Here is a 26,553-nt window from a genome sequence, read left to right as displayed (position 1 = left end):
TAACATCCGACAAGAAAGTGCTACCACAGGCCAGGATAAATCCTGAACTGAAATATGAATCGTGCCTGACGGCACTAACATCCAACAAGAAAAGTGCTACCACATGCCAGGATAAATCCTGAACCGAAATATGAATCGTGCCTGACGGCACTAACATCCACCAAGAAAAAGTGCCGTCAGGCACAACAAATCCATAACCCGGGATTTCAATCCCGGAGAAAAAACAAAGGCCAGGATAAATCCTGACCCGAAATATGAAATGTGCCTGACGGCACTTACATCCAACAGGAAAAGTGCTACCACAGGCCAGGATAAATCCTGAACCGAAATATGAAATGTGCCTGAGGGCACTAACATCCGACAAGAAAGTGCTACCACAGGCCAGGATAAATCCTGAACCGAAATATGAATCGTGCCTGACGGCACTAACATCCACCAAGAAAAAGTGCCGTCAGGCACAACAAATCCATAACCCGGGATTTCAATCCCGGAGAAAAAACAAAGGCCAGGATAAATCCTGACCCGAAATATGAAATGTGCCTGACGGCACTTACATCCAACAGGAAAAGTGCCGTCAGGCACTACAATCCATAACCCGGGATTTCAATCCCGGAGAAAAAACAAAGGCCAGGATAAATCCTGACCCATAAACATGAACCGTGCCTGACGGCACTAACATCCACCAAAAAAAAGTGCCGTCAGGCACAACAATACATAACCCGGGATTTCAATCCCGGAGAAAAAACACAGGCCAGGATAAATCCTGACCCGAAATATGAACCGTGCCTGACAGCACTAACATCCACCAAAAAAAAGTGCCGTCAGGCACAACAAATCCATAACCCGGGATTTCAATCCCGGAGAACCCCCTCAACCCACTTCCGGGCGTTCACAAATGCCTCCAACCAAGGACTCACCTCATCTTTCCTTCCTTCCGGATAGTTTGCCCAGTGCCATTGGAAAAGTGACCTTTCGATATGCGGCATCATTACCAAGTGGCGGCCTGTTTCGTCGCAAAGCATCGCAGTGTTGAAACCCGAGCCGTTTGGATTGGCTGGATAAGTTTCATAGGCATATTTGGCAACGATCTTGTATTGATCTTCCAAATACGGGAAGTCAAACCGGCCTTCTCCGTGGGAAACCCAAACGCCTAATGTGCTGCCTGCCAGTGTGGAAAGCATGACCGATTTGTTAGGCTGAATCGTCAGCGAGGTAAAAATACTTTCGTGCTTACCGCTCGCATTGTGTAGCATTTTGGGTTTCTTCTCATGGTTTCCATTGATCAAACCAAGCTCAACAAAAAGCTGGCAGCCGTTGCAAACCCCGACAGACAATGTATCCTCACGTGCAAAGAATTTTTCCAGAGCAATCTTCGCTTTTTCATTGTAAAGAAATGCCCCGGCCCAGCCTTTCGCAGAACCCAGAACATCGGAATTGGAAAACCCTCCTACTGCACCTATGAACTGGATGTCTTCCAAAGTTTCCCGACCCGAGATAAGATCCGTCATATGCACATCTTTCACGTCAAAGCCAGCCAGATACATGGCATTGGCCAATTCTCTTTCCGAATTACTTCCTTTTTCACGAAGCACCGCTGCCTTCGGTCTCGGCTTGGACTCATCGATAGCAGGCTTTTTACCATCAAAATGAGCAGGGAATGTGTAGCGCAGCAAATGATTTTTATAATGATCAAAACGCTCCTTAGCAAGCTCCGGCTTGGTTTGTTTCCTGTCTAATAAATAGGAAGTTTTGAACCAAACATCACGCAAAGTTTCAATATCAAAATCCCACTTGCCAGCAGCATCTTTCACTGTCAGTGTAGAAGCCATATTTACGGCCCCGATCTTATGGAAATCAACGCCCTGCGCTTCCAGTAACGATTCGGCGGACTCGTCGGCCTGGAAAACGATGCCAATATTTTCAGCAAACAGCTTTTCAATAATATCCTGATCACCAAGTGCTGAAAGATCAATGCAAGCGCCCAGATCACGGTCTGCAAAGCACATTTCAAGCAATGTTGTGATCAAGCCGCCGCTGCCGATGTCATGACCAGCCTGAATTTTACCTTCTTTGATCAATTGCTGAATGGCATTAAATGCAGTTTTGAATTTGTTTGCATCCTGAATGTCAGGCGTTTGATCACCAATTTTATTCAATATCTGAGCAAATGACGACCCGCCCAGCTTGTATGTATCTCCCGAAAGATTGATATAATAAATCGACCCGCCTGTCTTTTTCAAAACCGGCTCAACCACAGCAGTAATGTCATCACAATGTCCGGCCGCTGAGATAATGACCGTTCCCGGCGCAATCACTTCGTCATTTTTGTATTTCTGCTTCATAGAAAGCGAATCCTTGCCCGTTGGAATGTTGATTCCCAGACTGATCGCAAATTCCGAGCAAGCTTTCACAGCCTTATACAAACGCGCATCCTCTCCTTCGTTTTTGCAAGCCCACATCCAGTTTGCAGACAGCGAAACGCTCGTCAGATTATCTTTCAATGGTGCCCAAACAATGTTGGAGAGCGCTTCCGCAATGGCATTACGACTTCCCGCAGCAGGATCAATCAGTGCCGAAAGCGGTGCATGACCGATTGATGTTGCGATTCCATCTTTTCCCTGAAAATCAAGCGCCATAACGCCGACATTGTTCAACGGCAACTGCAAAGGTCCCGCGCACTGCTGCTTGGCCACATGCCCGCCCACGCAACGGTCCACCTTGTTCGTCAGCCAGTCTTTGCTTGCTACTGCTTCCAGTTGCAGCATTTGTTCCAAATATTCATGCAGCTTGCCAATTTCGTAAGTGACAGGCCCGTAATTTCTTTCAATGGTTTTGTCAGCCATCACCGTTTTAGGCGAACTGCCAAACATATCATCCATTTCCAGGTCCATCGGCTTCGCACCGGTTTTCTCAGACTCGAATGTAAAACGATGCGTACCGGTCACTTCACCCACCTGATAAAGTGGTGCGCGTTCACGGTCGGCAATGCGTTTCAATGTTTCAAGATTTTCCTTACCGATTACCAGCCCCATACGCTCCTGAGACTCATTACCAATGATCTCTTTGGCAGAAAGCGTCGGATCGCCCACAGGCAATTTATCCAGGTTAATGTGCCCGCCTGTTTCTTCAACAAGCTCGGAAAGGCAGTTCAAATGTCCGCCGGCGCCGTGATCGTGGATAGAAACAATTGAATTGTTACCGCTTTCCACCATCCCGCGAACAGCATTGGCAACGCGCTTCTGCATTTCAGGATTGGAGCGTTGGATCGCATTAAGCTCGATGCCGGAACCAAACGCGCCCGTGTCGGCAGAAGAAACCGCCGCACCGCCCATGCCGATCCGGTAATTCTCACCACCCATCACCACGATCTGATCGCCGGTTTCAGGTTTGGATTTTTTGGCCTGATCTGCAATGCCATAACCAACGCCACCTGCCTGCATGATCACTTTATCATAACCCAACTTCCGGCCCAGTTCCTCATGCTCAAATGTCAGCACGGATCCTACGATCAGCGGCTGCCCGAATTTATTCCCAAAATCAGTTGCCCCATTAGAAGCCTTGATCAGGATATCCATAGGCGTCTGGTAAAGCCATTCGCGCTCCTCAACGCCTTTTTCCCAAGGCCGGTTTTCCTCCAATCGAGACAATGCCGTCATATAAACCGCCGTGCCTGCCAGAGGCAAAGAGCCTTGTCCGCCTGCAAGTCGATCACGGATTTCTCCACCAGAACCGGTTGCGGCACCATTGAATGGTTCAACGGTTGTAGGGAAATTATGCGTTTCCGCTTTCAGTGAAAGAACGGATTCAAAATCTTTAATCTCATAATATTCAGGAACATCTGGTCTTTTTGGCGCAAATTGCTGCACAACCGGCCCCTTCACAAACGCAACATTATCCTTATATGCAGAAACGATCGAATTCGGATTTGCTTCCGAAGTCTTACGGATCAGCTTGAACAATGAAACCGGCTGCTCCTCACCGTCAATCACAAACGTTCCGTTAAATATCTTGTGACGGCAATGCTCCGAGTTGACCTGAGAAAAACCAAAAACTTCTGAATCCGTTAATTTGCGGTTCAGCTTTTCAGCTAATTTATTTAAATAATCAACCTCCTCATCACTCAACGAAAGGCCTTCCTGCTTGTTATAAGCAGCAATATCAGCCACTTCCAGGATAGATTCCGGTTGAATGCTGATTGTATAAATGTCCTGGTTCAGCTCGCTGTATTTCTGCGAAAGCATCGGATCGAAATCCGTAAAATCGACTGACACTTTTTTAAATTCCTCAATGCGTATGATGCCCTGGATGTCCATATTCTGGGTAATCTCAACGGCATTGGTGCTCCACGGCGTAATCATCGCCGCACGGGGACCAACAAAAAACTCCGTGATGACGGTTTCATCCCGGAGTTCCGCGCCGCCAAAAAGCCAGCTTAATTTGGAAGTATCTGATTCTGTTAGCGTTCGCTCTATCTGGACCGCAAAAACAGTGTTCTGTTCGTCTGCAAAAAAGTAGATCATGGTATCGAATTATGGCGCAAAGGTAACTGATTTTTTTCCCAATGCCCATTTGAAGTGGAAAAATTGCGCTCTTGTAAGGTAACAGTCAAAATCAGTACAGTTGTTCCGTTTCCTCCAATTTTTCAACCCTACCAAAGAATTTCCACCAGATTCTGATAGTAAGCAAAATGCTGATCGACACTCACAATCGCTGCTTTTTCCGAGATTGCAGTTGCAATGATCAGACGATCAAAGGGATCACGGTGTTCTGGATTAAGTTCGAGGCTATGATACTCCAGAAGATGCCTATTTTCAATTGAGATAGTTACAATTCCGGCATTTTTAATGTCTTGAAATATATCCGTCAGCGATTTACGCAGGGTCAGTTTGCTCAGTTTGAGCTTAATCGAAATCTCGAAAAGACTTATCGCACTTATCAGAACCTCATTATTCGTATCTTCTATAATTTGTCTGGCTTTGTGTGAGATTGGCGATCACCTTCGATAAACCATAACATAGCATGTGTATCCAGCAAAACTTTCATTTACATATAATCTTTTAAGTCGTCCAGAGGATCATTAAAGTCCGGGCTTAGTGTGATGTTCCCTTTTGAAATACCAAAAGGGCGTCTTATTAAAGTTTGAGCAGGCATTTCAGTTTCCTCGAATATGACTACGACTTTGGTTTTATTCTCAATTTTTGGCTTATGATCAAGGATAACCTGTCCATTTTCATAGGTGCCTTCTATAACAGTAAGCATAATCCTGCGTGTTTTCTTAACTCAAATATACCCAATTGTCGGCAATTTGCCTTCTCATTATTCACCGCAAACCCTTCCACTTCTTTTCAACCATCTCCGCAATGATCTTGTAGCCTTTGTCGGATGGGTGCAAGCCATCATAGGTCATGTTTATAGATTCCGGAGGATAGGGATATTCATCTTTTTCGGGATCAAAGGGGATGGTGGTGTAGTCTGGGTAGGTGAAGTTCGTGTAGTTGCCGGTGGCTGGGTCTTTGAGTTTTTTAAAATTAACCAAATTTTCAACCGTCATACCGCTATCATGATAAAGATCCACAACAGGGATTTTTTCGAGTTTGCCAATGGCCGAAATGGCGTTTGCAAATTCTTCCAGGTTCTGCCCGTTTTTAGGTTTATAGGAGCCGAATGCGTTGTTTTTCTGGTTGTTGATATAGACAAAATCACCTCTTTGCATGGGCGTTATCAGAATGATCTTCGCCTTTTTATTCAACTGCTTTAATTTGTCGGTAATCACGCGAAATGCGCCATATACGGTCTTAGTCCCCGTTTTTTGTTCATAATCAGAAATAGTGCCAAGATCCTTGCCCTGCCACCAATCATTTGTCCCTAAAAAAACACTGTAAACTTCCGCCTCAGGCAATTCCAGCGTTTCAATTTTATCCGCAATGTTGATCGACGTCCAGCCGTTGTAACCCTTATTAATGTAGCTGACACGCGGAAATTTTTCGCTAATTAACGTCATATATCCTTTGGTAATTCGGTTGCCGGTTTCGTCCTGGTGATCATTCAGATAAGTGATCGAATCGCCGATGGCGACCCAGGAAATCCGGCGGGGAGCCGAGGCAAGGCAAGTCAAAAATATAACCAGGAACAATAAATACTCTCTCATATGGGTTCAGGATAAGTGGCAGCCCGAATATATTAATTCCGGGGGAACCGGCAGCCGATCACGCTGCCAAAACTTTTGTTATTACCTTTATCACCCAAAACATCCGCAATCATTTTGAAAAAATTACTTCTGATCCTGCTTCTTTTTATTGGCCAAAAAGGCTTTCCCCAATCCGGCTTACTCCCGCTCGACGCGCAGAAAAATGTGTTCTATTCCGATTCCGGACAGCCCAAGAAAGCGAAATCGGAAATATTTAAAGAAGCCCAGAACTGGATCAGCAAGACATTTGGCAATTATGAAAACGCCGTCACATTTGAAGACCCACAGCTGGGTAAGCTCATTCTAACGAGCTATGCGCCAGTGTCCAGCATTACTTATGAATATGTCCGTTTTGACCTCACCATTGAATGCAAAGACCAGCAGTACAATGTCCGGATTGACAAGCTGGACGGTATTTCTACCACGCACAGCCCCGTCAGGCTGGGGGTAAAGGACAATGATGCCGTGATGGAAAAGGAAGTGGCCGTCAAAACCGAGCAAAGCAAGAAAAAACGCACGGAAGCGGAAAATAACCTGAAAAATGCAAAAGCCGACCTTGACGGGGTCAATAATGCCATGTTCAAACTTATGTCCGATCTCAAATTGTCGCTGACAGCGTCGGCAGAATAGTTGACTGATAAAATAAAGATTTTTTGCAAAAGCAACATGGCTATCTGTTCCAGCCAGTTAGCTGCCTGTATGCCTTATCCTGAGAATAAAAATGCTTTTGTGTGCAACGTTTGATACGCTTCCTTACTCCTTGTGTCAGACTATCGCCCTTAAAAAGCATCACTACTCAATGGACTTCGAACGTGAAATTACCTTGAAAACCGGGAGGTGTGTAAAGGTTTTTGCCAATGCTGTACAAAATCATTCACGGGTGGCTTTCGAGCTCATCGTACTAGTGAAGGATCCTGATGAAAACACATTTTACCCTCCTATTGGGCCCAATCATTCCAAATACTGGCAATTAAAAAGGCTTAATGCACAGCTGGCTGGCATCTTACAGCTTCGCCATAGCGGCGTTTCGGATCGGGAGATGAAACAAATCCTTGACGAATTAAACGAAATGGTTGCCGACAACAAGGCCAGTCATGCTGCCGACCTAAAATACAGCTGATATAATGATCCTTTTAAACCGTAATCTCACTTCCTCCGTTTTCAAACAAAATCCGCGCATAGTCCTCGATATTCAGAACAGGTGAAAGTCTTTGAAACCCGGTCAGCTCATCTTTAAATTTATTATACGTCTCCGGATTCCATGCCATTGTGTTATTTGTTTGTTGTGATTATCGCTCAGGTTGCTGAAGCTGGCAGTTCTTTATATAATCTTTTAGCCAATCGTGAGATTGTAACGGACACTCCTGCCGCCGCCCTCGGCTTGTAACACGTTCATTTCGAGCAGTGTTTGCAAATCGCGGGTGGCTGTGGCTTTTGAGGTTTTGGCAATGCTCATGTATTTTTTTGCTGACATTCCTCCATCAAAACCGGCTCGACCTGCTTCGAGCATGCGTTGAACCACTCTCAGCTGGCGTTCATTGAGACGCTCTTTATGCTGGTCAAAAAACTGTGTTTTCTTTAATGTAAAATCAATCAGTTCACGGCTTTCGCGCTGCGCTTGCAATGTAATGTTTACAAAATAGTTGATCCATTCTGTAATGTGATTGCTCCGTTGCGCCTTTTTCAGAGCGGCATAATAACCCTTTCTGTCGGCTTCTATGGTCCGCGACAAGCTCATCATAATGGGGCGCCCTAACGTTTGGGATAATGTTTTTTCGGCAATTGCACGGCCGATCCGACCATTCCCATCTTCAAAAGGGTGAATGGTTTCAAAATACAAATGCGCAATGGCAGCCCGAACCGGTGCGCTGCTAATGACACGGTTTCCGGCCGGCGCTGTTTCGTTAAACCAAACAAGAAAACGCTCCATTTCTGCCGGAACAATAGTTGATGGCGGCGCTTCAAAATGCACTTCTTCTTTTCCTATGCTCCCAGAAATCACTTGCATAGGCTCAGCGCCCGTTCGCCAACGCCCCACCTGAATGCGGGTTTCTGATGTAAAGAGGAGCTTATGCCAGTGGAATAATGCTTTATCAGTAAGCGGTTCGGAGAATGTTTTACGCACATCCACCATGAGTGCGCCTATGCCACGAGCCTTTGGATCGCGGACTTGCTCATGCGTTTCGTTAAGGCCAAGATTATTCCTTATCGACGACATTACGTCGAGCCGACTCAAAAACTCTCCTTCGATCTCCGATGTTTTGATAGCCTCGGAAAGCATCAGTTCTAAGAGCGATTCCTGCTGAATATCCGCTGGCAGAGATCTGAGAATACCAGTGATCTCACCAGTTTCCATAGCAAAATCATAGAGTATTGCCTCTACATCGTTGCTTGAAAACACAAACTCGGGCCAGTCCGAAAGTTCCCAATTATAAGCCATGAGTCGATTAGATTTTCTATTCGGCTCAAATATATACAAAATTTGAGCCGAATAAGCGTTTTATTCGGCTCAAAGCTGTAACTCAATAACTATACTGCCTGTTAAGTAGAACCATTATGCAGGCTTTGTAAGTTATTTCCATTTTTCAGCTAATTATGATAAAAAAAATTGGATTGCTCATTGAAAGTGCAAGCGAATTGCCAACTTAGTTACTTCAAAACGAAAATAAGAAAATCTGCCTTCAACCTCTTGAAATGAATAGGAAAACGCTGTTCCTCTGCCTTTTTATACTTGTAAAATTTATCCTGCATTATGTGATCATTGCGCCGGAATATGATCTGCACCGGGATGAATATTTACATCTCGATCAGGGTAAACATATGGCCTGGGGATATTTGTCGGTGCCACCGTTCACTTCCTGGATCTCTTATATTATCCTGCTGCTGGGAAATGGTGAATTTTGGGTGAGATTTTTCCCGGCGCTTTTTGGTGTGTTAACATTGGTTACGGTTTGGAAGGCCATCGAGGCGCTGGGCGGTGGTTTGTATGCATTGCTGTTAGGTGCAACAGCCATCACTTTTTCGGTGCTATTGCGCATGAATATGCTTTATCAGCCCAATTCCGCCGACATTCTGGGCTGGACACTGCTCTATTTTTGCATTCTGCATTATCTCAAAACAGAAAAAAATAAATGGCTTTACATAGCCGGCATTGTGCTTGGTTTTAGTTTTCTGAATAAATATAACATTGTGTTCCTGGTGACTGGCCTGGCTCCTGCGCTGTTGGTTACAGGAAACTTTAAAATACTTAGAAACAAGTCATTATACATTGCAGCACTCATTACGCTGATTATCATCTTGCCGAATTTGCTTTGGCAGTATCAAAACAATTTTCCGGTTATTCATCACATGAAACTGCTCGCCAAATCGCAGCTGGTGAATGTGAACAGGATTGATTTTCTCAAAGAGCAACTCCTTTATTTTATAGGCTCGATCTTCGTTATCCTGGCTGCATTTGCTTCTTTTTTTACCTATCCTGCATTCAGAAAATACCAGGCATTTTTCTGGTCGCTTGTGTTTACGCTCGCATTGTTTACCTATCTGAGGGCCAAGGGATATTATGCCATCGGGCTCTATCCGATCTTCATCGCGTTCGGAGCGGTTTATCTTGAATATTTATTTCAAAATCGCCTGATATGGCTCCGGCCAGTGTCTATTGTGATCAGTTTGGCGTTGTTCATTCCTATTTTTCAGGTGGCATTTCCGACTAAAAGTCCGTCTGAAATTGCGAAAAATTCAAAACCGTATCAAAAACTCGGCTTGCTTCGCTGGGAAGATGGAAAAGACCATGAGCTGCCCCAGGACTTTGCGGATATGCTTGGCTGGAAGGAACTTGCACAAAAAGTGGATGCGGAATACGCGAAAATCAGTGACAAAAAACACACCGTTGTGCTTTGCGATAATTACGGACAGGCAGGTGCGATTAACTATTATTCCAAATTCAAAAATATCCAGGCAGTGACCATGAATGCGGATTACATCAACTGGGTGCCTCTGGATGAAGAAATTAAACATTTGATCCTGGTTCAGAATGCAGATGATGACGATCCGGAACGTAACAAGGAAAAACCGCTTTTCGGGACAATCCGCCGCATTGGAAAAGTAGAAAACCCCTACGCACGGGAGCACGGAACGAGCATTTATGTGCTCCTTGATGCAAAAGTTTCCATCAATAACATTCTGAAAAGCGACATTGAGGAAAACAAATGGGATTAATGCTTGACAAACTCAAACAACACCCCTACCTTTGCTAACACCGTTAGGTATATTTTGAAGAATGGGAATAGTTGAACGAAGAATAAGGCAGAAAGAAAACATGCGGACCAATATCTTGTCCGTTGCCTTGCAGCTGGTAAAGGATGAAGGTTGGCAGTCCCTGTCGATCCGGAAAATCGCCGATGCCATTGAGTACAGCGTTCCTGTCATTTACGATCACTTCGAAAATAAAGAAGCCATCCTTTTTGAACTTTCTATGGATGGTTTTCGGTTGCTGGAAAGAACGCTCGAAAAGAACAAGAAAAAATACCAGGACCCAAAGCAACTACTCAAAGCACACGCCGAGGCCTATTGGAGCTTCGCATTCAAGAATCCTGAATATTACCAACTGATGTACGGACTGGGTATGCCCTGCTCCGGGATCGGAAAAGTGAAGCCTCAGTTAAACTGTTTCCGCGATTATATCGGACAGGCCATTGAGGGAATTGTAAAGGAAAAAAAATCGAGCGATGATGAAACCTGCTTTAAAATTTATGCGTTCTGGTCGGTACTTCATGGTTTGATTTCAATCGTAATGATGCGCTGCTCCGATATCGACGATTCTACAATGAACAAAAAAGTAATGGATGACACAGTGGAAGCATTCATAAAAAATTTATAATTTTTTTGAAAATAAGCTAACACTGTTAGTTATAATAACCACACTATCTCTGAAAAAAGTCTATTTCCACCACAAAAAACAACCTTCATAGCCGTGAAAAAGGACCAACTAACCAAAACAAGAAAGCTTGCCTCAATTCTATTCTTAACTACAATGGCCGGCGCATTTTACAGCTGCGGCTCTTCCACAGCCAACGCACCGGCCGAAATGCCAGCCCAGTCGCTGCCCGTACTCACCGTAAGTGACCAGCAGGTTACAGCTTACAGGGAATTCACCGCATCCATAGAAGGAAGCCGCGATATCGAGATCCGCCCGCAAGTCGACGGTTACCTTGATAAAATCTCGGTCGACGAAGGTGCGTATGTACGAAAGGGTCAGACGCTCTTTCACATTGATGCACGCCCGTATACCGAGCAGCTGAACACCGCCAACGCAAGTCTGCAGTCTGCAAAAGCTGCTTTGGAAAGTGCAGCCATTAACGTGGATAAACTTACGCCGCTCGTAGCCAACAATGTGATTTCTGATGTGCAGTTAAAATCCGCAAAAGCAGCTTACGAAGCTGCCAGGGGCAATGTTGCCCAGGCGCAAGCCGCCGTGGATGCTGCCAAAATCAACATTGGGTATACGTCTATCAAAGCACCTGCCGATGGTTATATCGGCACGATTCCTTTTAAAACCGGAAGCCTTGTGGGCAAAGGGACCATGGAAGCACTTACGGTGCTGTCCGAAACGAAGGACATTCACGTTTACTTCTCGATGAGCGAGCTGGATTTCCTTGAATTCAAAAACCAGTTTCCAGGCAACACCGTGGAGCAGAAAATCAAGCAAATCCCTGCTGTTGAGCTGCTTCTGGCCGATAACAGCGTGTATCCGCAAAAAGGAAAAGTTGAAGTTGTAGAGGGCCAGTTTGACAAAACCATGGGCGCTATCAATTTCAGGGCAACATTCCCGAACGTTAACGGGCTCTTGCGTTCAGGTAACACCGGACGTGTGCGGATTCCCAGAGAACTTACCAGATCTGTCCTGATTCCACAGGAAGCCACATTTGAACTGCAAGACAAGGTGTTTGTCTACACACTTCTGGACAGCAATAAAGTGGAAGGCCGACCAGTAACAGTTTCTGACCGAAGCGGCCGTTACTATCTGATTTCCAAAGGCTTGAAACCTGGCGAAAAGATCGTGTACAACGGTTTGGACAGACTCAGGGACGGAATGGCCATTGCTCCTCAGAATATGTCAATGGACAGCCTGCTACTAGCCAATCCTATATAAGCTCATTTAACAAAAAAGTGGTCCCACCCCACGAATAGCGCCATAGCGACCTTGTGCTATGGACCGCTATCCGTGTGCAACACAAAATTCACTCAACCATGCTCTGACACTCCGGAGCACAACAGCATACTTATGTTTCAGAAATTTATAGAAAGGCCTGTCCTTTCGACGGTTATCTCCATCCTTATATTACTATTAGGAGGTATCGCGCTGACGACATTGCCTATTACCAAATTCCCCGACATTGCCCCGCCGACTGTACAAGTCACAGCGGTTTACCCCGGCGCCAACGCCGAAGTGGTTGCCCGTGCGGTGGCGACGCCGATTGAAGAAGCCGTAAACGGTGTTGAAAACATGACCTATATGACGTCGTCGTCCAATAATGATGGCACGATGGCGCTGAATGTTTATTTCAAACAAGGCACAGATCCTGATATTGCCGCGGTTAACGTGCAGAACCGCGTATCCAAAGCAGTAAGCCAGATTCCTCAGGAAGTAGTCCAGGCCGGGATTTCGACGCAGAAGCAGCAGAACAGCATCATTATGTTTGTGGCTTTGTCCAGTGAAGACAGCACTTATGACGAGACGTTCTTATTAAATTATATCAAGATAAATTTGGTGCCTCAGCTGCAACGTATACCCGGTGTCGGACAGGCCCAGCCATTCGGAACCAGGGATTATTCCATGCGGATTTGGCTGAAACCCGACCGCCTTGCGGCCTACAAATTATCGCCGCAGGAAGTTACGAATGCCATTCGTGAGCAAAGCCTTGAAGCGGCACCGGGCCGTTTGGGTGAGAGTAGCAAGGAGGTTTTCGAATATGTATTGAAATACAAAGGAAAGCTAACGCAGAACACTGAATACGAGAACATTATCATCAAAGCCAATAGTGATGGTTCGGTAATCCGGTTGAAGGATCTGGCCCGGGTTGAGTTTGGTTCTTACACCTATTCATCCAATGGCAAGTTAAATGGCGATCCTTCATCCGGCGTAGCCGTTTTCCAGACTGCGGGAACAAACGCAAACGAGATCCTGATTCAGGCCGAAGCATTGCTGGCTGATTTCGAAAAAACGCTTCCTAAGGGTATGAAGACGACCATTATGTACAACTCCAAAGACTTTTTGGATGAGTCCATCGGTCAGGTGCGGACGACATTGATCGAGGCATTTATCCTGGTTTTCATCGTCGTGTATATATTCCTGCAAGATTTCCGTTCGACACTGATCCCGGCCATTGCGGTGCCTGTGGCCATTGTAGGGACGTTTTTCTTCATGCAGATTTTTGGTTTTACCATTAACTTCCTGACGCTGTTTGCATTGGTTCTTGCCATCGGGATTGTAGTCGATGATGCCATCGTCGTCGTCGAGGCCGTCCATTCAAAGATGGAGCTCACGCATATGGATGCCCGCCCTGCCACAAAAGAATCGATGAACGAGATCTCGGGCGCTATCATTTCCATCACATTGGTTATGGCGGCGGTTTTTGTTCCGGTTGGTTTTATGCAAGGTCCGGCCGGGGTCTTTTACCGGCAATTTGCCTTCACGCTGGCCATAGCCATCCTAATATCAGCACTTAACGCCTTGACATTAAGCCCTGCATTATGTGCGTTGTTCTTAAAAAACCCGCATGCGAATCAGTCACAAAATGGACATTTAGTCCAAAAAGGCTTTTCTGCCAGGTTTTTCTCTGCTTTCAATACAGGTTTCCAGACGATGACGGACAAATATATCCGCAGCCTGCAATTCCTGGTAAAACGTAAATGGATCACCATTGTAGGCTTGCTGGTTATCACAGGCTCAACACTTTGGTTAACACAAACAACCCCGACGGGTTTTATTCCGACAGAGGACCAGGGTTTTCTCTTATATGCGCTTAACACGCCTCCGGGAAGCTCGCTGGACCGTACGCAACGTGCAATGGCACAGGTTGATAGCATTGTAAAAGGCTCACCGATTGCCGAGAACCGTTACATTGTGGAAGGGATGAACATTATCTCCAATTCCAATGCATCGCCCTATGGTGTTGGTTTTATCAAGATGAAGCCTCAGGCGGAACGCGGCGACGTGAAGAATTTTGATCAGATCGTGGCTATGATGTCGCAGAAAGTAAGGGCTGTGAATGATGCCAACGTGTTTTTCTTTACATTCCCGACCGTGGATGGTTTTGGTAATGTGAGTGGTTTTGAATTTATGCTGCAAGACCGCGGCAATGGTTCGCTGGAAAAGCTAAGCGCTACAACCAATAAGTTCCTGGCGGCCCTGATGCAGAAAAAAGAGATTGCTTATGCCTTCACCACATTTGCGACTGCAAATCCGCAGTATATGCTGGAAATCGACAATGCCAAAGCGAAGCAACTAAATGTGCCTGTGAATGAGCTTTTGCAAACATTGCAAATCTATTATGGCAGCAGCTTTGTCTCGGATTTCAACCGTTTCGGTAAATATTACCGGGTAATGGCGCAGGCGGATGCTTCTTATCGTGCCAATCCTGCCTCTTTGAACAATATTCATGTTAAGAATACGGAGGGTGAAATGGTGCCTGCCAATCAGCTCGTGACATTAAAACGCGTTTTCGGACCGGAAACAGTTACGCGCAACAACCTGTACAATGCCGTGGCGATCAACGGAACACCAAAACCCGGGTATAGCACGGGGGATGCCATACGCGCCGTGCAGGAAACTGCAGCGGAGGTTTTACCAAACAATTACCGAACGGAATGGACGGGTATGACAAGGGAAGAAATCAATGCAGGTTCGCAGATCCTTTTGATCTTTGTTTTGAGCCTTGTGTTCGTTTATTTCTTGCTGGCGGCTCAGTATGAGAGCTATATCCTGCCTTTTGCGGTGATTTTCACGATCCCTCTGGGTGTTTTCGGAGTAATGCTTTTCATTAATTTATCGGGCATTGAAAACAACATTTATGTACAGGTCGGCTTGATCATGCTCATCGGTTTGCTCGCCAAAAATGCCATCCTGATCATTGAATATGCTGTGCAGCGCCGTAAAGCAGGCATGACGATCGTTGAGTCGGCGATGGAAGCTTCGCGGTTGCGGTTAAGGCCCATTTTGATGACATCATTTGCCTTTATCGTGGGACTGATCCCCTTGATGAGAGCAACCGGCGGTTCAGCTCTGGGTAACCGTTCTATCGGAACAGGTGCGGTTGGCGGGATGTTGACGGGCGTGATATTCGGGATTTTTGTGATCCCGGTTCTGTATGTCATTTTTCAATATTTACAGGAGAAATTTGTCGGTAAGCCCAAAGAACTGGGCAGTGAAAGTGCAGCACATTGATCTGCCTTTTTGAAATACAAAACCGACTACCACAACAAAGAACCACAATGATGAAACCGAAATTTAGACAATTCTATATCCCGCTTTCCCTGCTGGCAACGGTGCTGATCGCCTCCTGCAAAGTGAGCAAAGACTATCAGCGGCCGGAAGTCGCCCTGCCTACCCAGTATCGCAATGTCACTTTTGCCGACACGGCGACCACTGCGGACATGGAATGGAGAAAATTCTTCCCGGACACCACGCTGCAAGGGCTTATCCAGCGCGGATTGTCCTATAATTATGACCTGCAACTGGCTTTGAAACGTATTGACGTGGCCGAGCAGCAGGTTAAACAGGCGAAATTTTTACAGATCCCAACACTGGATTTACAGATTACAGGCACCTACAACCGTCCTTCCAGCAACAGTTTGAACGGACTTAGTGCAAGTAATTTTCTAAAATCGAAGCACATTGAAAACTATCTCGGCGCAGTGAACCTGAGCTGGGAAGCAGACATCTGGGGCAAGATCCGCAGGCAGCAGCAGGCTACATTAGGCCAGTATCTGCAAACTTATGAAGCAACAAAAGCGGTTCAAACCAAGCTTGTTGCGGACATTGCCAAGGGTTTTTTCAATCTTTTAATGCTGGACAAACAACTGGCAATTGCCAAAAGCAACCTGGAATTGAGCGATAATACTTTGCGCCTGACCCGTCTTTTGAAAGATGCAGGAGAGGTTACCTCGCTTTCTATCCAACAATCCGAAGCCCAGCGCGAGTCCATCGCCTTGCTTATTCCGCAGCTGGAACAGGACATTGCGATTCAGGAAAATGCCTTGCAAATATTGACCGGACAAATGCCTGACAGCATTGCGCGCAACGTGCAGCTCTCCGATTTCAATGCCAGCGACAGCCTGGCAACCGGTGTGCCGGCGGGTGTTTTGAGCCGCCGTCCTGATGTCAGGGCTGCTGAAATGTCCGTTTTGGTGGCCAATGCGCAATTGGGTGTTGCACAGGCAAGTATGTATCCGTCACTGATCATTACCGCAGCCGGCGGGATCGAATCGTTCAAATCCAGCAACTGGTTCAACATTCCGGGGTCATTGTTTGGCTTGGCAGCCGGGACCATTGCGCGTCCTATTCTGGCAAGACGGGAGTTGAAAACCAATCTGGAAGTTGCCAAAATACAGCGCGAACAGTCGGTGATCCAGTTCCGTCAGTCGGTGCTGAATGCGGTGGGCGAGGTTTCCAATTCTTTGGTTCAAACCCAAAAATTGAAAGAGCAGGAAGCGATCGCCAATAATCAGGTAACTATTTTACAGGCAGCCATTACCAATGCACAATTACTTTACAAAAGTGATATGGCCAATTATCTGGAAGTGATCACTGCACAGGGCAATGCTTTACAAGCTGAACTGAACCTCGCATTCATCCGCAGCCAGTCTCTCATTGCCCGGGTAGATCTTTACCGGAGCCTAGGCGGCGGTTGGAAATGAGTTTTTTATGATACTTTATTAGCCATGATTTAGTTGAATGCAGAAGCAAAAAGCCGGGGATCTTGATTGGTCTCCGGTTTTTTGCTTTATAAGAGAACTTAAACTTGCAACAACGTTGCATATAAGACAGCATTTCCTATCTTTACGTTATCATCGCACGGTCGATAAAAGCGGCTGAGCATTAAATCTTTACAGCATTTAGCATCATGGAAAATACTGATTTTGAAGTAATTATTATTGGCGGAAGCTACGCCGGACTGTCGGCGGCAATGAGCCTGGGCAGGTCATTAAGAAAGACATTGGTTATCGACAGCGGCAAACCCTGCAATGCCCAAACGCCACATTCACACAACTTCCTCACACAAGACGGGCGGACGCCAGAAGAAATCGCACTATTGGGCAAAGAACAAGTTGCAAATTACCCGACCGTGCAATTTCACGATGGGCTGGCCGAAACCGGCCGCAAAACAGAAAATGGATTTGAGATAGCAACTGCAACCGGCGACACATTCACTGCCAAAAAACTGATTTTCGCCACAGGACTAAAAGATCAGATGCCAGACATTGCAGGTTATGCCGAATGCTGGGGAATATCTGTCATACATTGCCCCTACTGCCATGGATATGAGGTAAAAAACGAAAAAACCGGCATCCTGGCCAATGGCGGTGCAGGTTTTGAATACGCCAAACTGATCTCGAACTGGACCAAAGATCTCACCATTTTCACAAATGGCGCTTCCGAACTTACGCCTGAGCAAACTGAAAAACTGTCTGGCCGCAACATCCGCATCGTCGACAAACCCATCGCGTTGCTGATCCATAAAAATGGGCTCCTCGAAAAAATCGTTTTCAAAGACCAATCCGAGGAGCCCATCACAGCAATTTATTCCCGTCCCGCATTCAAACAACATTCAACCATCCCCGAACAACTGGGCTGCGCACTTACAGAAACCGGGCTCATAAAGCTGGAAACGTTTCAGCAAACCACCGTCCCGGGCATCTACGCAGCAGGAGACAACTCCCACATGGCCCGGTCCGTAGCCCTGGCAGTCTCAGCCGGCAGCATGGCCGGCGCACTGATCAATCGGGAGCTGATTGAAGAGGCGTTTTAAAGCTATATCAGACCATCCCTGTCATGCTGAGCTACTAACCTTGTCATGCTGAGCGGAGGCGAAGCACGTTACCAAGGAGCAGCGTGCTTCGACTCCGCTCAGCATGACAGGGTTAGTACGCTCAGCATGACAGGGATGGTACGCTCAGCATGACAGAGCTGGCAACAACCTACTTCAACAGCACCTTCTGCGGCATGCCGAACAGCATCTCTCCTACTCCGGACGTCTTCACGCCTACTCTTGCATATACATAATCCCTTCCGGCTAGCGCGGGCGAGAGAGTTGCGGTTAGTGTTATGGGCTTAGAGATATCTTTGATGTTGGCGGCGACTTCCTGGGCGTTTCCGGCGTTGTTGTTTGGATCTACGATGCTGGTGGTGCCGATATACAAATTCACCCTTTCCAATGTCCGGGAGGTGTTGATTTGTTTCAGATTGAATGTTACGGAAACCTTTCCCTCGCCTTTTGCATAGTTTTCATTTTGAAAAACAAAGTAAGGCTGCACCGGAACATCCAGCTCTGCACTCCCGTTCAGGGCAACGTCAATGGTATCCGTGTTGTCCACCCACGGGCCGTTGCCGCGCAGCCGGACGAGTTTGTAATTACCATCAAATAATGAGGCAGAGAATGTACCGTCCTGCCTCACATGCACAGGGATTTTGGTAAATAATTGATATCCCCGTTGCCAGAGTTCCAGCTGCACACCATTGGAGCGCAGCCCTATCGGCTGACCTTCGTACACAACCCGGCCCGTAAGCACGGATTTTGGCTCCACGCGGTTGTCTTTTTCGCAGGCATTAAGCAGCGCCGAGAGCGCCAGCATGGCCAGGAATTTAAAATGAATGTGATTCGCTTTCATATAATGGATCAATGAAATGGGTTCCTGACAATTTTGGGGTTATTATCGATCACGATCTGTTCAATGGACGAATAGTAATTGCCCATCTGGAAGAATCGTGGCGCGCGGAAACGGGGCGCAACAAGTTTGTCGAACACGTATTTTCCGTGCGTTGCATGCCCTGGGCGCACAATGCGGTATGGATATAAGGCATACATCACAGCATCGGGATTGGAAGCGTTCCCGTTCCAAAGCTCATGCGCAATGCGCCATCTTTTCAAGTCCCATACGCGATGGTCTTCGAAAGCCAGCTCGACGCGCCTTTCATTTTGCAAACGGGCTATGGTAAGGGCTTTAAGACTGTTTGCACCAAATCCCGCACGTTCACGGACAAGGTTTACATATTTCAATGCATTTGCTGTTTTGCCTGTTTCCAGAGCTCCTTCCGCGGCGTTCAGGTAAATTTCACCCAGACGATAACGTACCCACCACATGTCGCTGCGGATGCCGCGTGTGCTGGACATGGCGGTTTGATCCACATATTTTCTCAGATAAAAACCAGAGTTGGTAACCTCCGTTTGAGAGCGTTGCGGGCCCGATGAACCGGTTAGCAAGCCACCATCTTCATAAGTCGATCCCAATGTGTTCGATTCTACATTTTGAAAGCTGTTCGTCGTAGCGCTCCAAACTTTTACCCCGGCCTGGATCTGCACAGGCGTGCCGCGGAAAGATGTTCCGGGATAAACCACCGTGCCGTACAAGCGGGCATCTTTGTTGGCAAACACATCTGCTACATTATTGTAGTAAATGTAATCTGTATTCCCTGCGTTACGTGTTTTCAGCTCGCCGGACGTGCCGTCCAGATATTCAAAGTCTTCAACCAGGTTCAGCGAAGGCGTTATCGACGAAGAAGACAAATTGTCCTCGCGCACATTGCGGGCAATGTTGTCATATGTGAAGCCATGTCGCTTGTCTTTGCTTACCAAAAAATCCTGTGCAAGAATGATTTCGGGATTGGCGGATTTCTTGGTTACCGCATCGTAAAAGTTCTCCCCCAGGTTTGGGTTTGTTTTGTAAAGCGAATACACGCCGCTGTTGATGATCTCCTCCGAAGCAGCCAGTGATTTAGCATAATAATCGGCCGCACGTGACGCCGGGATCCCTACTTCCCCGCCCGGCGTGGAAATCGGTGAAGCCATCAGGTTATTGTATTTTGCAATCGAACCGGCGTAGAGCATGGCGCGGCTTTTCAATGCCATAGCCGTGTATTTATTGGCACGCGTGTTGCTGCCGCCATTGCCCAGCTGGTCCTTGATCGCATCGAGCTCGGAAGCAATAAAGTCGTACACTTCCTCTTCTTTGGCGCGCGGCTGTTGCAGATATGAAGGATCACCATTGTAGTCGTATATCAACTGCTTGGTAACCAGCGGCACACCGCCCATTCTTTTCACCAGGTCAAAATAAACCTGTGCTCTCAGGAAACGAAGTTCGGCTGAAAACTGGATTTTCTGCTCATCCGTGAGCGAAGTGCCAAATTTTTCAATGTTTTCAAGCGCAAGATTAATGTCCCTTACCAACACATAATCCCAAAGCCTCCATCGCTCGAATGCGTAAGTGACAATGTTGTTCCGTGCGTCATCATTGTTGGACCACATGGCCTCATCATATGCTGCAAAATCCTGCCAGCCTTCCTTATTGGGAATAGTAGCATCCGTTGTGGAACCGTGGTTAAGATCCGTGTGGTAAGGCAAACGGTCGTAATAGTTGGCCAGCAGGCCGGTTATCAGCTTGGGATCGTTCCATATCTGGTCTTCCAGGATAATGTTTTGCGGCTTTCTGTCCAGCCATTCCTCTGCACATCCCGACATGATCAGGACGAAGAAAGCGAGGATATATTTTGAAAATCGTTGCATAGCGGATTTGAATTAAAAATTGATACTAAAACCGGCATTAAACAATCGCTGCTGCGGATACACGAGCGCATTACCGGACGAAATCTCAGGATCGATCTCGTATTTCTTGACATTATCGATTGAGAACAGATTGCTGGCATTCACATAAATGCGAAGGCCGCTGCTTCCCAGTTTTTTGAAAACTTTTTGATCAAAACTATAACCCAACTCAATGTTCCTGAGGCGGATATAGCGCACATTGGTAATCCAGAAATCACTTTTGCGGAAATTCACATGGCTGGAATTGTCCTTTCTGATCGCAGGGTAAGTTCCGGGGATCCATTTGCTGTTGGGATCGAAAGGATCTTCGCGGTGCCAGCGGTCTTCGAGCATAAAATGCGGCGATGTCCCGTTGTTTTGGTAAGGGATTTTTAATTCAAAAGCACGCTGAAAACTTTGTAACGAGGCTCCGGCAAAATCAGCAAACAACGAAAAACCCTTGTAGGAAACGCTGCCATTAAGCGCAAAGCTCAGGTAAGGATTGGCGCCTTCTGCATAACCGATCGGGCGCTCGTCCAGCGTGTTAATGATCCCGTCACCATTGACGTCTTTGTAAATAAAATCCCCTGGAAGATGTGTGCGGTTGCCTTGTCCGTCATTGTCAATCAGGTGACTCTCAATTTGTTCCTGCGACTGAAACTGCCCTTCAACCTGGTAACCCCAGTTAATGTTGCCCCAGCGGTCTACGTATGAGTCGCGGTATTCATTGTAAGAGTTCCCGAAACGCGGTTTATAGAAATCCAGGTCACGGCGGCGGGATAATGTTGCGTTGGCACTAACTGTGTAATCAATTTGACCTACTGCGCTTTTGTAGGTAAGCACCCCTTCAATTCCCCGGTGCGTATCGCTGTTCAGGTTTTCGTTGGGCAATGTATAACCTACTTCTGATGGCAGCAGCACGTCATAACGGGCAGCAGGAAGTCCGTCTCTTTTTCTCTGGAAAATATCAACCTGACCATTCAATTTCCCGCCCAGCAAACCGAAGTCAATTCCGAGGTTGGTAGAAATGTTGGTGATCCAGGAAAGCGTCGTAATGGGCAACCCGCGCGGCCTTACGCCAATATTGTATTGTCCATTAAAAATGGCGCTTCCCTGCAGGAAGTTATAGCCGGGCAAATAACTGAATGGCGATACGATGAATGGCTCATTCACAACAGTGGCGTTCCTGTCACTCCCCGTGCGACCATAAGAAGCGCGGATTTTCAGGCTGCTGAACACGTTTTCAAGCTTTCCCTTGAAGAAATTCTCCTCTGAGATCCGCCATCCCGCCGAAACGCCGGGAAAGAAACCGAACCTTTTTCCCGGTGCATATAGGAAAGAGCCATCGTAACGACCCACCGCTTCTAGCAGATATTTTTGTTTGAAATTGTAATTCACACGGCCAATGTATCCTGCACGGGCTTCGGTACTCCACTCATCGATCAGCAAATCCTGATTCGCAAAAGACATCAATGGAATGTAATTATTTGGCGGAACGGTGTGCACAACCAGGTAAGTGTTCACATTGTCCGACTGCTCGTAAGCCGCAACGGCGGAAAGCTCGTGATCGCCGAAGGTTTTGCTATAATTCAGCTGCAACTGTGCGAAGCGGTCCACAATGTTGCGTTTGCGACGCTCGCGCCATGGATTCTGGTTTCCCCCACCTGCTACAACATTGTATTTGTCGGTTGCCTCGTCATATTTATAAGCATCGTAAGTGTATTCAAAACCATCAAAATCGAAATTGTGGTATTGATATGAATACGTTCCCTTCACTTTCAGGCCGAATGCAAAATCGTATTCCGCATAAAAGTTGCCCTTCACCACGCGTGTGATCTCGTCAATATAACCCGTAATATCCCGCTTGTAGGTAGCAGGGTTCACATTTACATTATGAGTCTGGTTGATGTATTTCGGATTATCATTGGCATAAGGGCGTTCGGTTGGCCACATGGTAAATATGCTCAGGAAAGGGTTGAAATAATCGTCCAGCCCAGGCACACCCACCTGAAAACGGTCTTCGATACGGGCACTAATCTGCGCGCCGACTTTCAGCCTCTTGGTAATGCTCGACTCCACATTCGCCTGCACGTTGGTACGCTTGAAACTGTAATCTTTGATAAGGGCATCCTGGCTCAAATGACCCACAGAAAGGAAGTAGCTGATCTTTTCCGTGCCGCCGGATACATTGGCGTTCAATGAATATTGCGGCACATTGGGACGCATCACCATTTTGTAATAATCGAAACTCTGATAACCCTTTTCAGCCCCTGCTTTCCATTTGGCAAGTTCCTCGGGCGTAATAGAAGGCGTACGACCCTGGTTCACGTCCGATTCCACAAGCCCCCGCATGTGCTGGTAAGCGCTCGCCGGCTTGGGATAGCGCGTAAAATTCTGCAAACCATAGTAACCCGAAATGTTTATCCGGGCGGGACCATCCCCTGCTTTTCCTCTTTTTGTCGTAACCAAAACAACCCCGTTCGCTGCACGGAGTCCATATACTGCGGCAGAAGCATCTTTAAGGATCGAAACACTTTCAATATCGTTCTGGCCCAGGTTATTGAAGTTGGTCGCATCGGAGGGAATTCCGTCGATGACAAAAAGCGGGGTTCCCAGGTTCCGGATCTGGATAGTGGTCGCAGCACCCGGGCGTGCATCTGCTTTTCGGGCAGTAATCCCCTGAACGCGGCCCACCAGCGCATCAGAAGTACCAACCGATGGCGTACGGATCAGGTCCTTGGCCTGAATGTTGCTCACCGCGCCCGTTACCGCCGCCGAAGATTGCGTGCCATATCCTACCACCACAACTTCTGTAAGCTCCTCGCTGCTAGGCAGTAATGTAATGTTAAATGCAGACTGATTGCCAATGGCTACATCTTGCGATGTGTATCCTATGAAAGAAAAAGTCAGCGTCTGAGCCGCATCTTCAACCACCAGTGTAAAGCTTCCGTCGGTGCCAGTGGTCGTTCCCCGGCTGGTCCCTTTGATAATGACGCTTACGCCAGGCAATGGCGTATTTTTTTCATCAATAACCTTTCCGGTCAGGGTTTTATCAATGCGCCTGTGCGGACTGTTTGCTGGCGCTCCGAGTGCGGGTGCAGCCTGTAAAATACCCGGAGAATGCATTATCCCTGCCACCGTCACGGCACAAAGAAGCCTGCAAAGTCCCGGGAGGGGATTTTGTCTAAATGGGTTCATAAAATTGAGTTTAGCTTAAAGGTGAGTAATGAAAACCAGGATTAATGTTTCATAGGGGAATATTAGTTCGTGATGATACTACAAGTTTCAATCGGTTTCTACAATACAATTTTAACACAATATAATACCAAATACATTTCAGGATTTGATTAGTATTGACTGTATTTTGATGTGTTTTATAAATAAACCGGCATTTTATTGAAAAATAATGCCATATGTACCTGATGTTGTTTGGGTCCGGCAAACCAGGGTATTCCTTCGTGCACGGTCGCAATATCACACAACTGACTCCTTTATAATATGGTCGTCAGTCTATACGTAGAATTCATTGTATAAATTAAATTTCATTTCGTCGGATGTTGATTTATTATGGTTACTTTTCTTGCCTGGTCGTGAGAACGCTGGCGACCATCAACAAAACATAGATCGCAATTTGAATGAAACTCTACATTAAGTATATGGTCAGCTTGCGGTGCAAAATGATGGTTGAGGAGGAACTGCGCAAGTTGGAGATAGCCTACTCGCTCATTGACTTGGGCATGGTGGAAATTGCAGGTGAAATATATCCGCAGCAGCGTGAAATGCTAAAAAACAACCTGCTCAAATCCGGGCTGGAATTGATGGATGATAAAAAAAGTATTCTGATTGAGAAAATTAAAAACCTCATTATTCAGATGATCCACCATTCTGATGAATTTCCCAAAATCAATCATTCAGACTACATCAGCCAGCAATTGGGTTATGATTACACCTATCTGGCCAATGTATTTTCCGAGGTAAAGGGCATTACGATCCAGCAATTTATCATCATACACAAAATTGAAAGGGTAAAAGAACTGATCCTTTACGACGAGCTGAACCTGACGCAGATATCTTACAAAATGAATTACAGCAGCGTAGCCTATTTGTCCAATCAGTTTAAGCAGATTACGGGTCTTACGCCGTCTTTTTATAAACAATTAAAAGGAAAAAGAAGCGGGAATTTGGAAAACGTGTGAATGTTATAACTAATACTACACATGCTATAACATTACTTGAAGGGGTTAAGGTCATATTTGTGCGGTGAAAATACTTTCACAATTTATTCAAGCATATATGAAAACATCTTTCTTCTTCAACATTCTGACCGTTTCGCTTTCTGCACTTTGCCATTTAAGCATGGCTCAAACCGTGCCTACTTTCGGCGGGGCTGAGACATTTGCACTTTATACATCCGCTGGGGAGTTTGCTAATACAGGAACAACATTGGTTACCGGCGACATCGGAAACGGGACAGGCGCTGTGACCGGCAATGCAGTTACGCTGGTCGGGCAGAGCCACTTTGGCGATACCCAGGGTGTTGCGGCTGCCGCAGATGTTGCTACGGCTTATAGCGTGCTGACCAGTGGAACACTTAATCCATGCGGGTTTCCGCTAGCCGCCACACTGGACGGCGTGACGCTGCTTGCCCCAGGCGTACATTGCAGCACAGAGGCCACTTCTTTTTCAGGCAGCCTTATTTTAAACGGAAACAATGATCCAGATGCTGTTTTTATCATCAAGATAGGAGGAGCACTTTCGGTGGACGCACCTGCAAATATCGTTTTAACCGGCGGGACATTGCCTAAGAACGTATACTGGGTAGTCAACGGTGCTTTCAACCTGGCAGCCGACATTGATTTTATCGGCACCGTTGTTAATGAAGGCGCCATCTCACTGGGAGCAGGTGCAACTATTTCGGGAAGAGCGCTTTCGACCGCTGGAAAAATATCGCTGAACGGTAATGTTGTCTCGAATGTAGAAGTTTCCCTTCCTGTGACGCTTTTAAGCTTCGATGTAAAAAAAGGCGAGCAGTCCTCGGTTACGTTAAACTGGGCAACAACAGCGGAGACAAACAGTGATCGTTTTGAAATACAACGCAGCCAAAACGGCAAACAGTGGATTGCAGTAGGAAGTGTAATTTCCAATGGTGAAAGCACCAAGCTACTCTCCTACTCTTTCTCGGATATTGCGCCAAAGACAGGCAACAACTTGTACAGACTGAAAATGATCGATAAGGACGGGACCTTTGCATTCAGCCGGATCAGGAGTATTAATTTCCAGTCTGCCAACAGAACAGCCCTTTATCCGAACCCAACCATTGACCGCCTTTCCGTTCTTTCGAAAGATCTGGATAAGATCGCACGCGTGCAATTCATGGATGTTTCCGGGAAATTGATAATGGACCAGAAAAACAATGATTCGTCGAATGCGGTATCAGAATTCAATATCAACCATTTTCCGGCCGGGCTGTACATAGTTAAAGTAATTTTCGCCGACGGATCCGTTGACCGCGCGAAAGTCTTGAAGAAATAATCACAGGCATTTTTAGATAGATGTAAGCAGCTATATGCA

Annotated in this window: 19 protein-coding genes; 10 read left to right on the top strand and 9 right to left on the bottom strand. The window is 46.5% G+C overall.

Annotated elements, in window-relative coordinates:
• Positions 1 to 851: 851 nt before the first annotated feature.
• From purL to L0660_RS13470, 4 genes are all read right to left on the bottom strand, one after another.
• Positions 852 to 4,520, bottom strand: coding sequence for a phosphoribosylformylglycinamidine synthase (purL, locus tag L0660_RS13480; protein ID WP_235159936.1), 3,669 nt, complete (start codon positions 4,518 to 4,520; stop codon positions 852 to 854).
• Positions 4,521 to 4,648: 128 nt separating this feature from the next.
• The gene (locus tag L0660_RS26370) at positions 4,649 to 4,927 is read right to left on the bottom strand and encodes a type II toxin-antitoxin system VapC family toxin (RefSeq protein ID WP_409013401.1); all 279 of its coding nucleotides are present in this window, start codon (positions 4,925 to 4,927) and stop codon (positions 4,649 to 4,651) included.
• Between the two features lie 116 nt (positions 4,928 to 5,043).
• Positions 5,044 to 5,259: an antitoxin AF2212-like protein gene (locus L0660_RS13475; RefSeq protein WP_235159935.1), complete on the bottom strand. Its 216-nt coding sequence runs from the start codon at positions 5,257 to 5,259 to the stop codon at positions 5,044 to 5,046.
• A 61-nt stretch (positions 5,260 to 5,320) separates the two neighbouring features.
• Positions 5,321 to 6,148 carry an SGNH/GDSL hydrolase family protein gene (locus L0660_RS13470; protein ID WP_235159934.1) on the bottom strand — a complete coding sequence of 276 codons (828 nt, stop codon included), beginning with the start codon at positions 6,146 to 6,148 and terminating at the stop codon, positions 5,321 to 5,323.
• Positions 6,149 to 6,262: 114 nt separating this feature from the next.
• On the opposite strand from L0660_RS13470, the gene L0660_RS13465 reads away from it, so the two are divergent.
• The gene (locus tag L0660_RS13465; protein ID WP_235159933.1) at positions 6,263 to 6,817 is read left to right on the top strand and encodes a DUF4468 domain-containing protein; all 555 of its coding nucleotides are present in this window, start codon (positions 6,263 to 6,265) and stop codon (positions 6,815 to 6,817) included.
• Between the two features lie 169 nt (positions 6,818 to 6,986).
• Entirely contained in the window at positions 6,987 to 7,307 is a 321-nt protein-coding gene (locus L0660_RS13460; RefSeq protein WP_235159932.1) for a hypothetical protein, read from the top strand.
• Positions 7,308 to 7,320: 13 nt separating this feature from the next.
• Here the strand turns inward: L0660_RS13460 and L0660_RS26160 are convergent, their stop codons facing one another.
• Positions 7,321 to 7,455, bottom strand: coding sequence for a hypothetical protein (locus L0660_RS26160; RefSeq protein ID WP_255712329.1), 135 nt, complete (start codon positions 7,453 to 7,455; stop codon positions 7,321 to 7,323).
• 65 nt (positions 7,456 to 7,520) lie between these two features.
• Positions 7,521 to 8,627, bottom strand: coding sequence for a Fic family protein (locus L0660_RS13455; RefSeq protein WP_235159931.1), 1,107 nt, complete (start codon positions 8,625 to 8,627; stop codon positions 7,521 to 7,523).
• A gap of 254 nt (positions 8,628 to 8,881) precedes the next feature.
• On the opposite strand from L0660_RS13455, the gene L0660_RS13450 reads away from it, so the two are divergent.
• From L0660_RS13450 to L0660_RS13425, 6 genes are all read left to right on the top strand, one after another.
• A complete protein-coding gene (locus tag L0660_RS13450) occupies positions 8,882 to 10,402 on the top strand; it encodes a glycosyltransferase family 39 protein (protein WP_235159930.1) in 1,521 nt (506 codons plus the stop codon).
• A 100-nt stretch (positions 10,403 to 10,502) separates the two neighbouring features.
• Complete coding sequence (locus L0660_RS13445; RefSeq protein WP_233796483.1) at positions 10,503 to 11,063, top strand: TetR/AcrR family transcriptional regulator; 561 nt, start codon at positions 10,503 to 10,505, stop codon at positions 11,061 to 11,063.
• A 93-nt stretch (positions 11,064 to 11,156) separates the two neighbouring features.
• On the top strand, positions 11,157 to 12,335 hold the full coding sequence (locus L0660_RS13440; protein ID WP_233796484.1) for an efflux RND transporter periplasmic adaptor subunit: 1,179 nt from the start codon (positions 11,157 to 11,159) through the stop codon (positions 12,333 to 12,335).
• A 132-nt stretch (positions 12,336 to 12,467) separates the two neighbouring features.
• Positions 12,468 to 15,629 carry an efflux RND transporter permease subunit gene (locus L0660_RS13435; protein WP_235159929.1) on the top strand — a complete coding sequence of 1,054 codons (3,162 nt, stop codon included), beginning with the start codon at positions 12,468 to 12,470 and terminating at the stop codon, positions 15,627 to 15,629.
• Positions 15,630 to 15,676: 47 nt separating this feature from the next.
• On the top strand, positions 15,677 to 17,101 hold the full coding sequence (locus L0660_RS13430; protein WP_235159928.1) for an efflux transporter outer membrane subunit: 1,425 nt from the start codon (positions 15,677 to 15,679) through the stop codon (positions 17,099 to 17,101).
• A gap of 206 nt (positions 17,102 to 17,307) precedes the next feature.
• Complete coding sequence (locus tag L0660_RS13425) at positions 17,308 to 18,213, top strand: NAD(P)/FAD-dependent oxidoreductase (protein WP_235159927.1); 906 nt, start codon at positions 17,308 to 17,310, stop codon at positions 18,211 to 18,213.
• Positions 18,214 to 18,382: 169 nt separating this feature from the next.
• Here L0660_RS13425 and L0660_RS13420 read toward each other — a convergent pair whose 3' ends face one another.
• Genes L0660_RS13420 through L0660_RS13410 form a run of 3 tightly spaced genes read right to left on the bottom strand, consistent with a single transcriptional unit; the run spans position 18,383 to position 24,180 of the window.
• A complete protein-coding gene (locus L0660_RS13420; RefSeq protein WP_235159926.1) occupies positions 18,383 to 19,072 on the bottom strand; it encodes a DUF3823 domain-containing protein in 690 nt (229 codons plus the stop codon).
• 8 nt (positions 19,073 to 19,080) lie between these two features.
• Positions 19,081 to 20,964 (bottom strand): RagB/SusD family nutrient uptake outer membrane protein, encoded by a 1,884-nt coding sequence (locus tag L0660_RS13415; RefSeq protein WP_235159925.1) that lies wholly within the window; start codon positions 20,962 to 20,964, stop codon positions 19,081 to 19,083.
• Positions 20,965 to 20,976: 12 nt separating this feature from the next.
• A complete protein-coding gene (locus L0660_RS13410) occupies positions 20,977 to 24,180 on the bottom strand; it encodes a TonB-dependent receptor (RefSeq protein WP_235159924.1) in 3,204 nt (1,067 codons plus the stop codon).
• 437 nt (positions 24,181 to 24,617) lie between these two features.
• Between L0660_RS13410 and L0660_RS13405 the strand changes: the two genes are divergently transcribed.
• Positions 24,618 to 25,178, top strand: coding sequence for an AraC family transcriptional regulator (locus tag L0660_RS13405; RefSeq protein ID WP_233796491.1), 561 nt, complete (start codon positions 24,618 to 24,620; stop codon positions 25,176 to 25,178).
• Between the two features lie 97 nt (positions 25,179 to 25,275).
• On the top strand, positions 25,276 to 26,514 hold the full coding sequence (locus L0660_RS13400) for an ice-binding family protein (protein ID WP_235159923.1): 1,239 nt from the start codon (positions 25,276 to 25,278) through the stop codon (positions 26,512 to 26,514).
• Positions 26,515 to 26,553 lie beyond the last annotated feature (39 nt).

This window comes from Dyadobacter sp. CY351, assembly GCF_021502625.1.
In the GTDB taxonomy this organism is placed as follows: Bacteria; Bacteroidota; Bacteroidia; order Cytophagales; family Spirosomataceae; genus Dyadobacter; species Dyadobacter chenhuakuii.
This window is presented reverse-complemented; position numbering and strand designations above follow the sequence as displayed.

Coding starts and splice junctions, on each gene's coding strand:
- L0660_RS13415 (WP_235159925.1), bottom strand. CDS start 20,964: ATGCAACGATTTTCAAAATATATCCTCGCTTTCTTCGTCCTGATCATG.
- L0660_RS13400 (WP_235159923.1), top strand. CDS start 25,276: ATGAAAACATCTTTCTTCTTCAACATTCTGACCGTTTCGCTTTCTGCA.
- purL (WP_235159936.1), bottom strand. CDS start 4,520: ATGATCTACTTTTTTGCAGACGAACAGAACACTGTTTTTGCGGTCCAG.
- L0660_RS13420 (WP_235159926.1), bottom strand. CDS start 19,072: ATGAAAGCGAATCACATTCATTTTAAATTCCTGGCCATGCTGGCGCTC.
- L0660_RS13410 (WP_235159924.1), bottom strand. CDS start 24,180: ATGAACCCATTTAGACAAAATCCCCTCCCGGGACTTTGCAGGCTTCTT.
- L0660_RS13445 (WP_233796483.1), top strand. CDS start 10,503: ATGCGGACCAATATCTTGTCCGTTGCCTTGCAGCTGGTAAAGGATGAA.
- L0660_RS13460 (WP_235159932.1), top strand. CDS start 6,987: ATGGACTTCGAACGTGAAATTACCTTGAAAACCGGGAGGTGTGTAAAG.
- L0660_RS13470 (WP_235159934.1), bottom strand. CDS start 6,148: ATGAGAGAGTATTTATTGTTCCTGGTTATATTTTTGACTTGCCTTGCC.
- L0660_RS13425 (WP_235159927.1), top strand. CDS start 17,308: ATGGAAAATACTGATTTTGAAGTAATTATTATTGGCGGAAGCTACGCC.
- L0660_RS13435 (WP_235159929.1), top strand. CDS start 12,468: ATGTTTCAGAAATTTATAGAAAGGCCTGTCCTTTCGACGGTTATCTCC.
- L0660_RS13455 (WP_235159931.1), bottom strand. CDS start 8,627: ATGGCTTATAATTGGGAACTTTCGGACTGGCCCGAGTTTGTGTTTTCA.
- L0660_RS13450 (WP_235159930.1), top strand. CDS start 8,882: ATGAATAGGAAAACGCTGTTCCTCTGCCTTTTTATACTTGTAAAATTT.
- L0660_RS26160 (WP_255712329.1), bottom strand. CDS start 7,455: ATGGCATGGAATCCGGAGACGTATAATAAATTTAAAGATGAGCTGACC.
- L0660_RS13475 (WP_235159935.1), bottom strand. CDS start 5,259: ATGCTTACTGTTATAGAAGGCACCTATGAAAATGGACAGGTTATCCTT.
- L0660_RS13405 (WP_233796491.1), top strand. CDS start 24,618: ATGAAACTCTACATTAAGTATATGGTCAGCTTGCGGTGCAAAATGATG.
- L0660_RS13430 (WP_235159928.1), top strand. CDS start 15,677: ATGATGAAACCGAAATTTAGACAATTCTATATCCCGCTTTCCCTGCTG.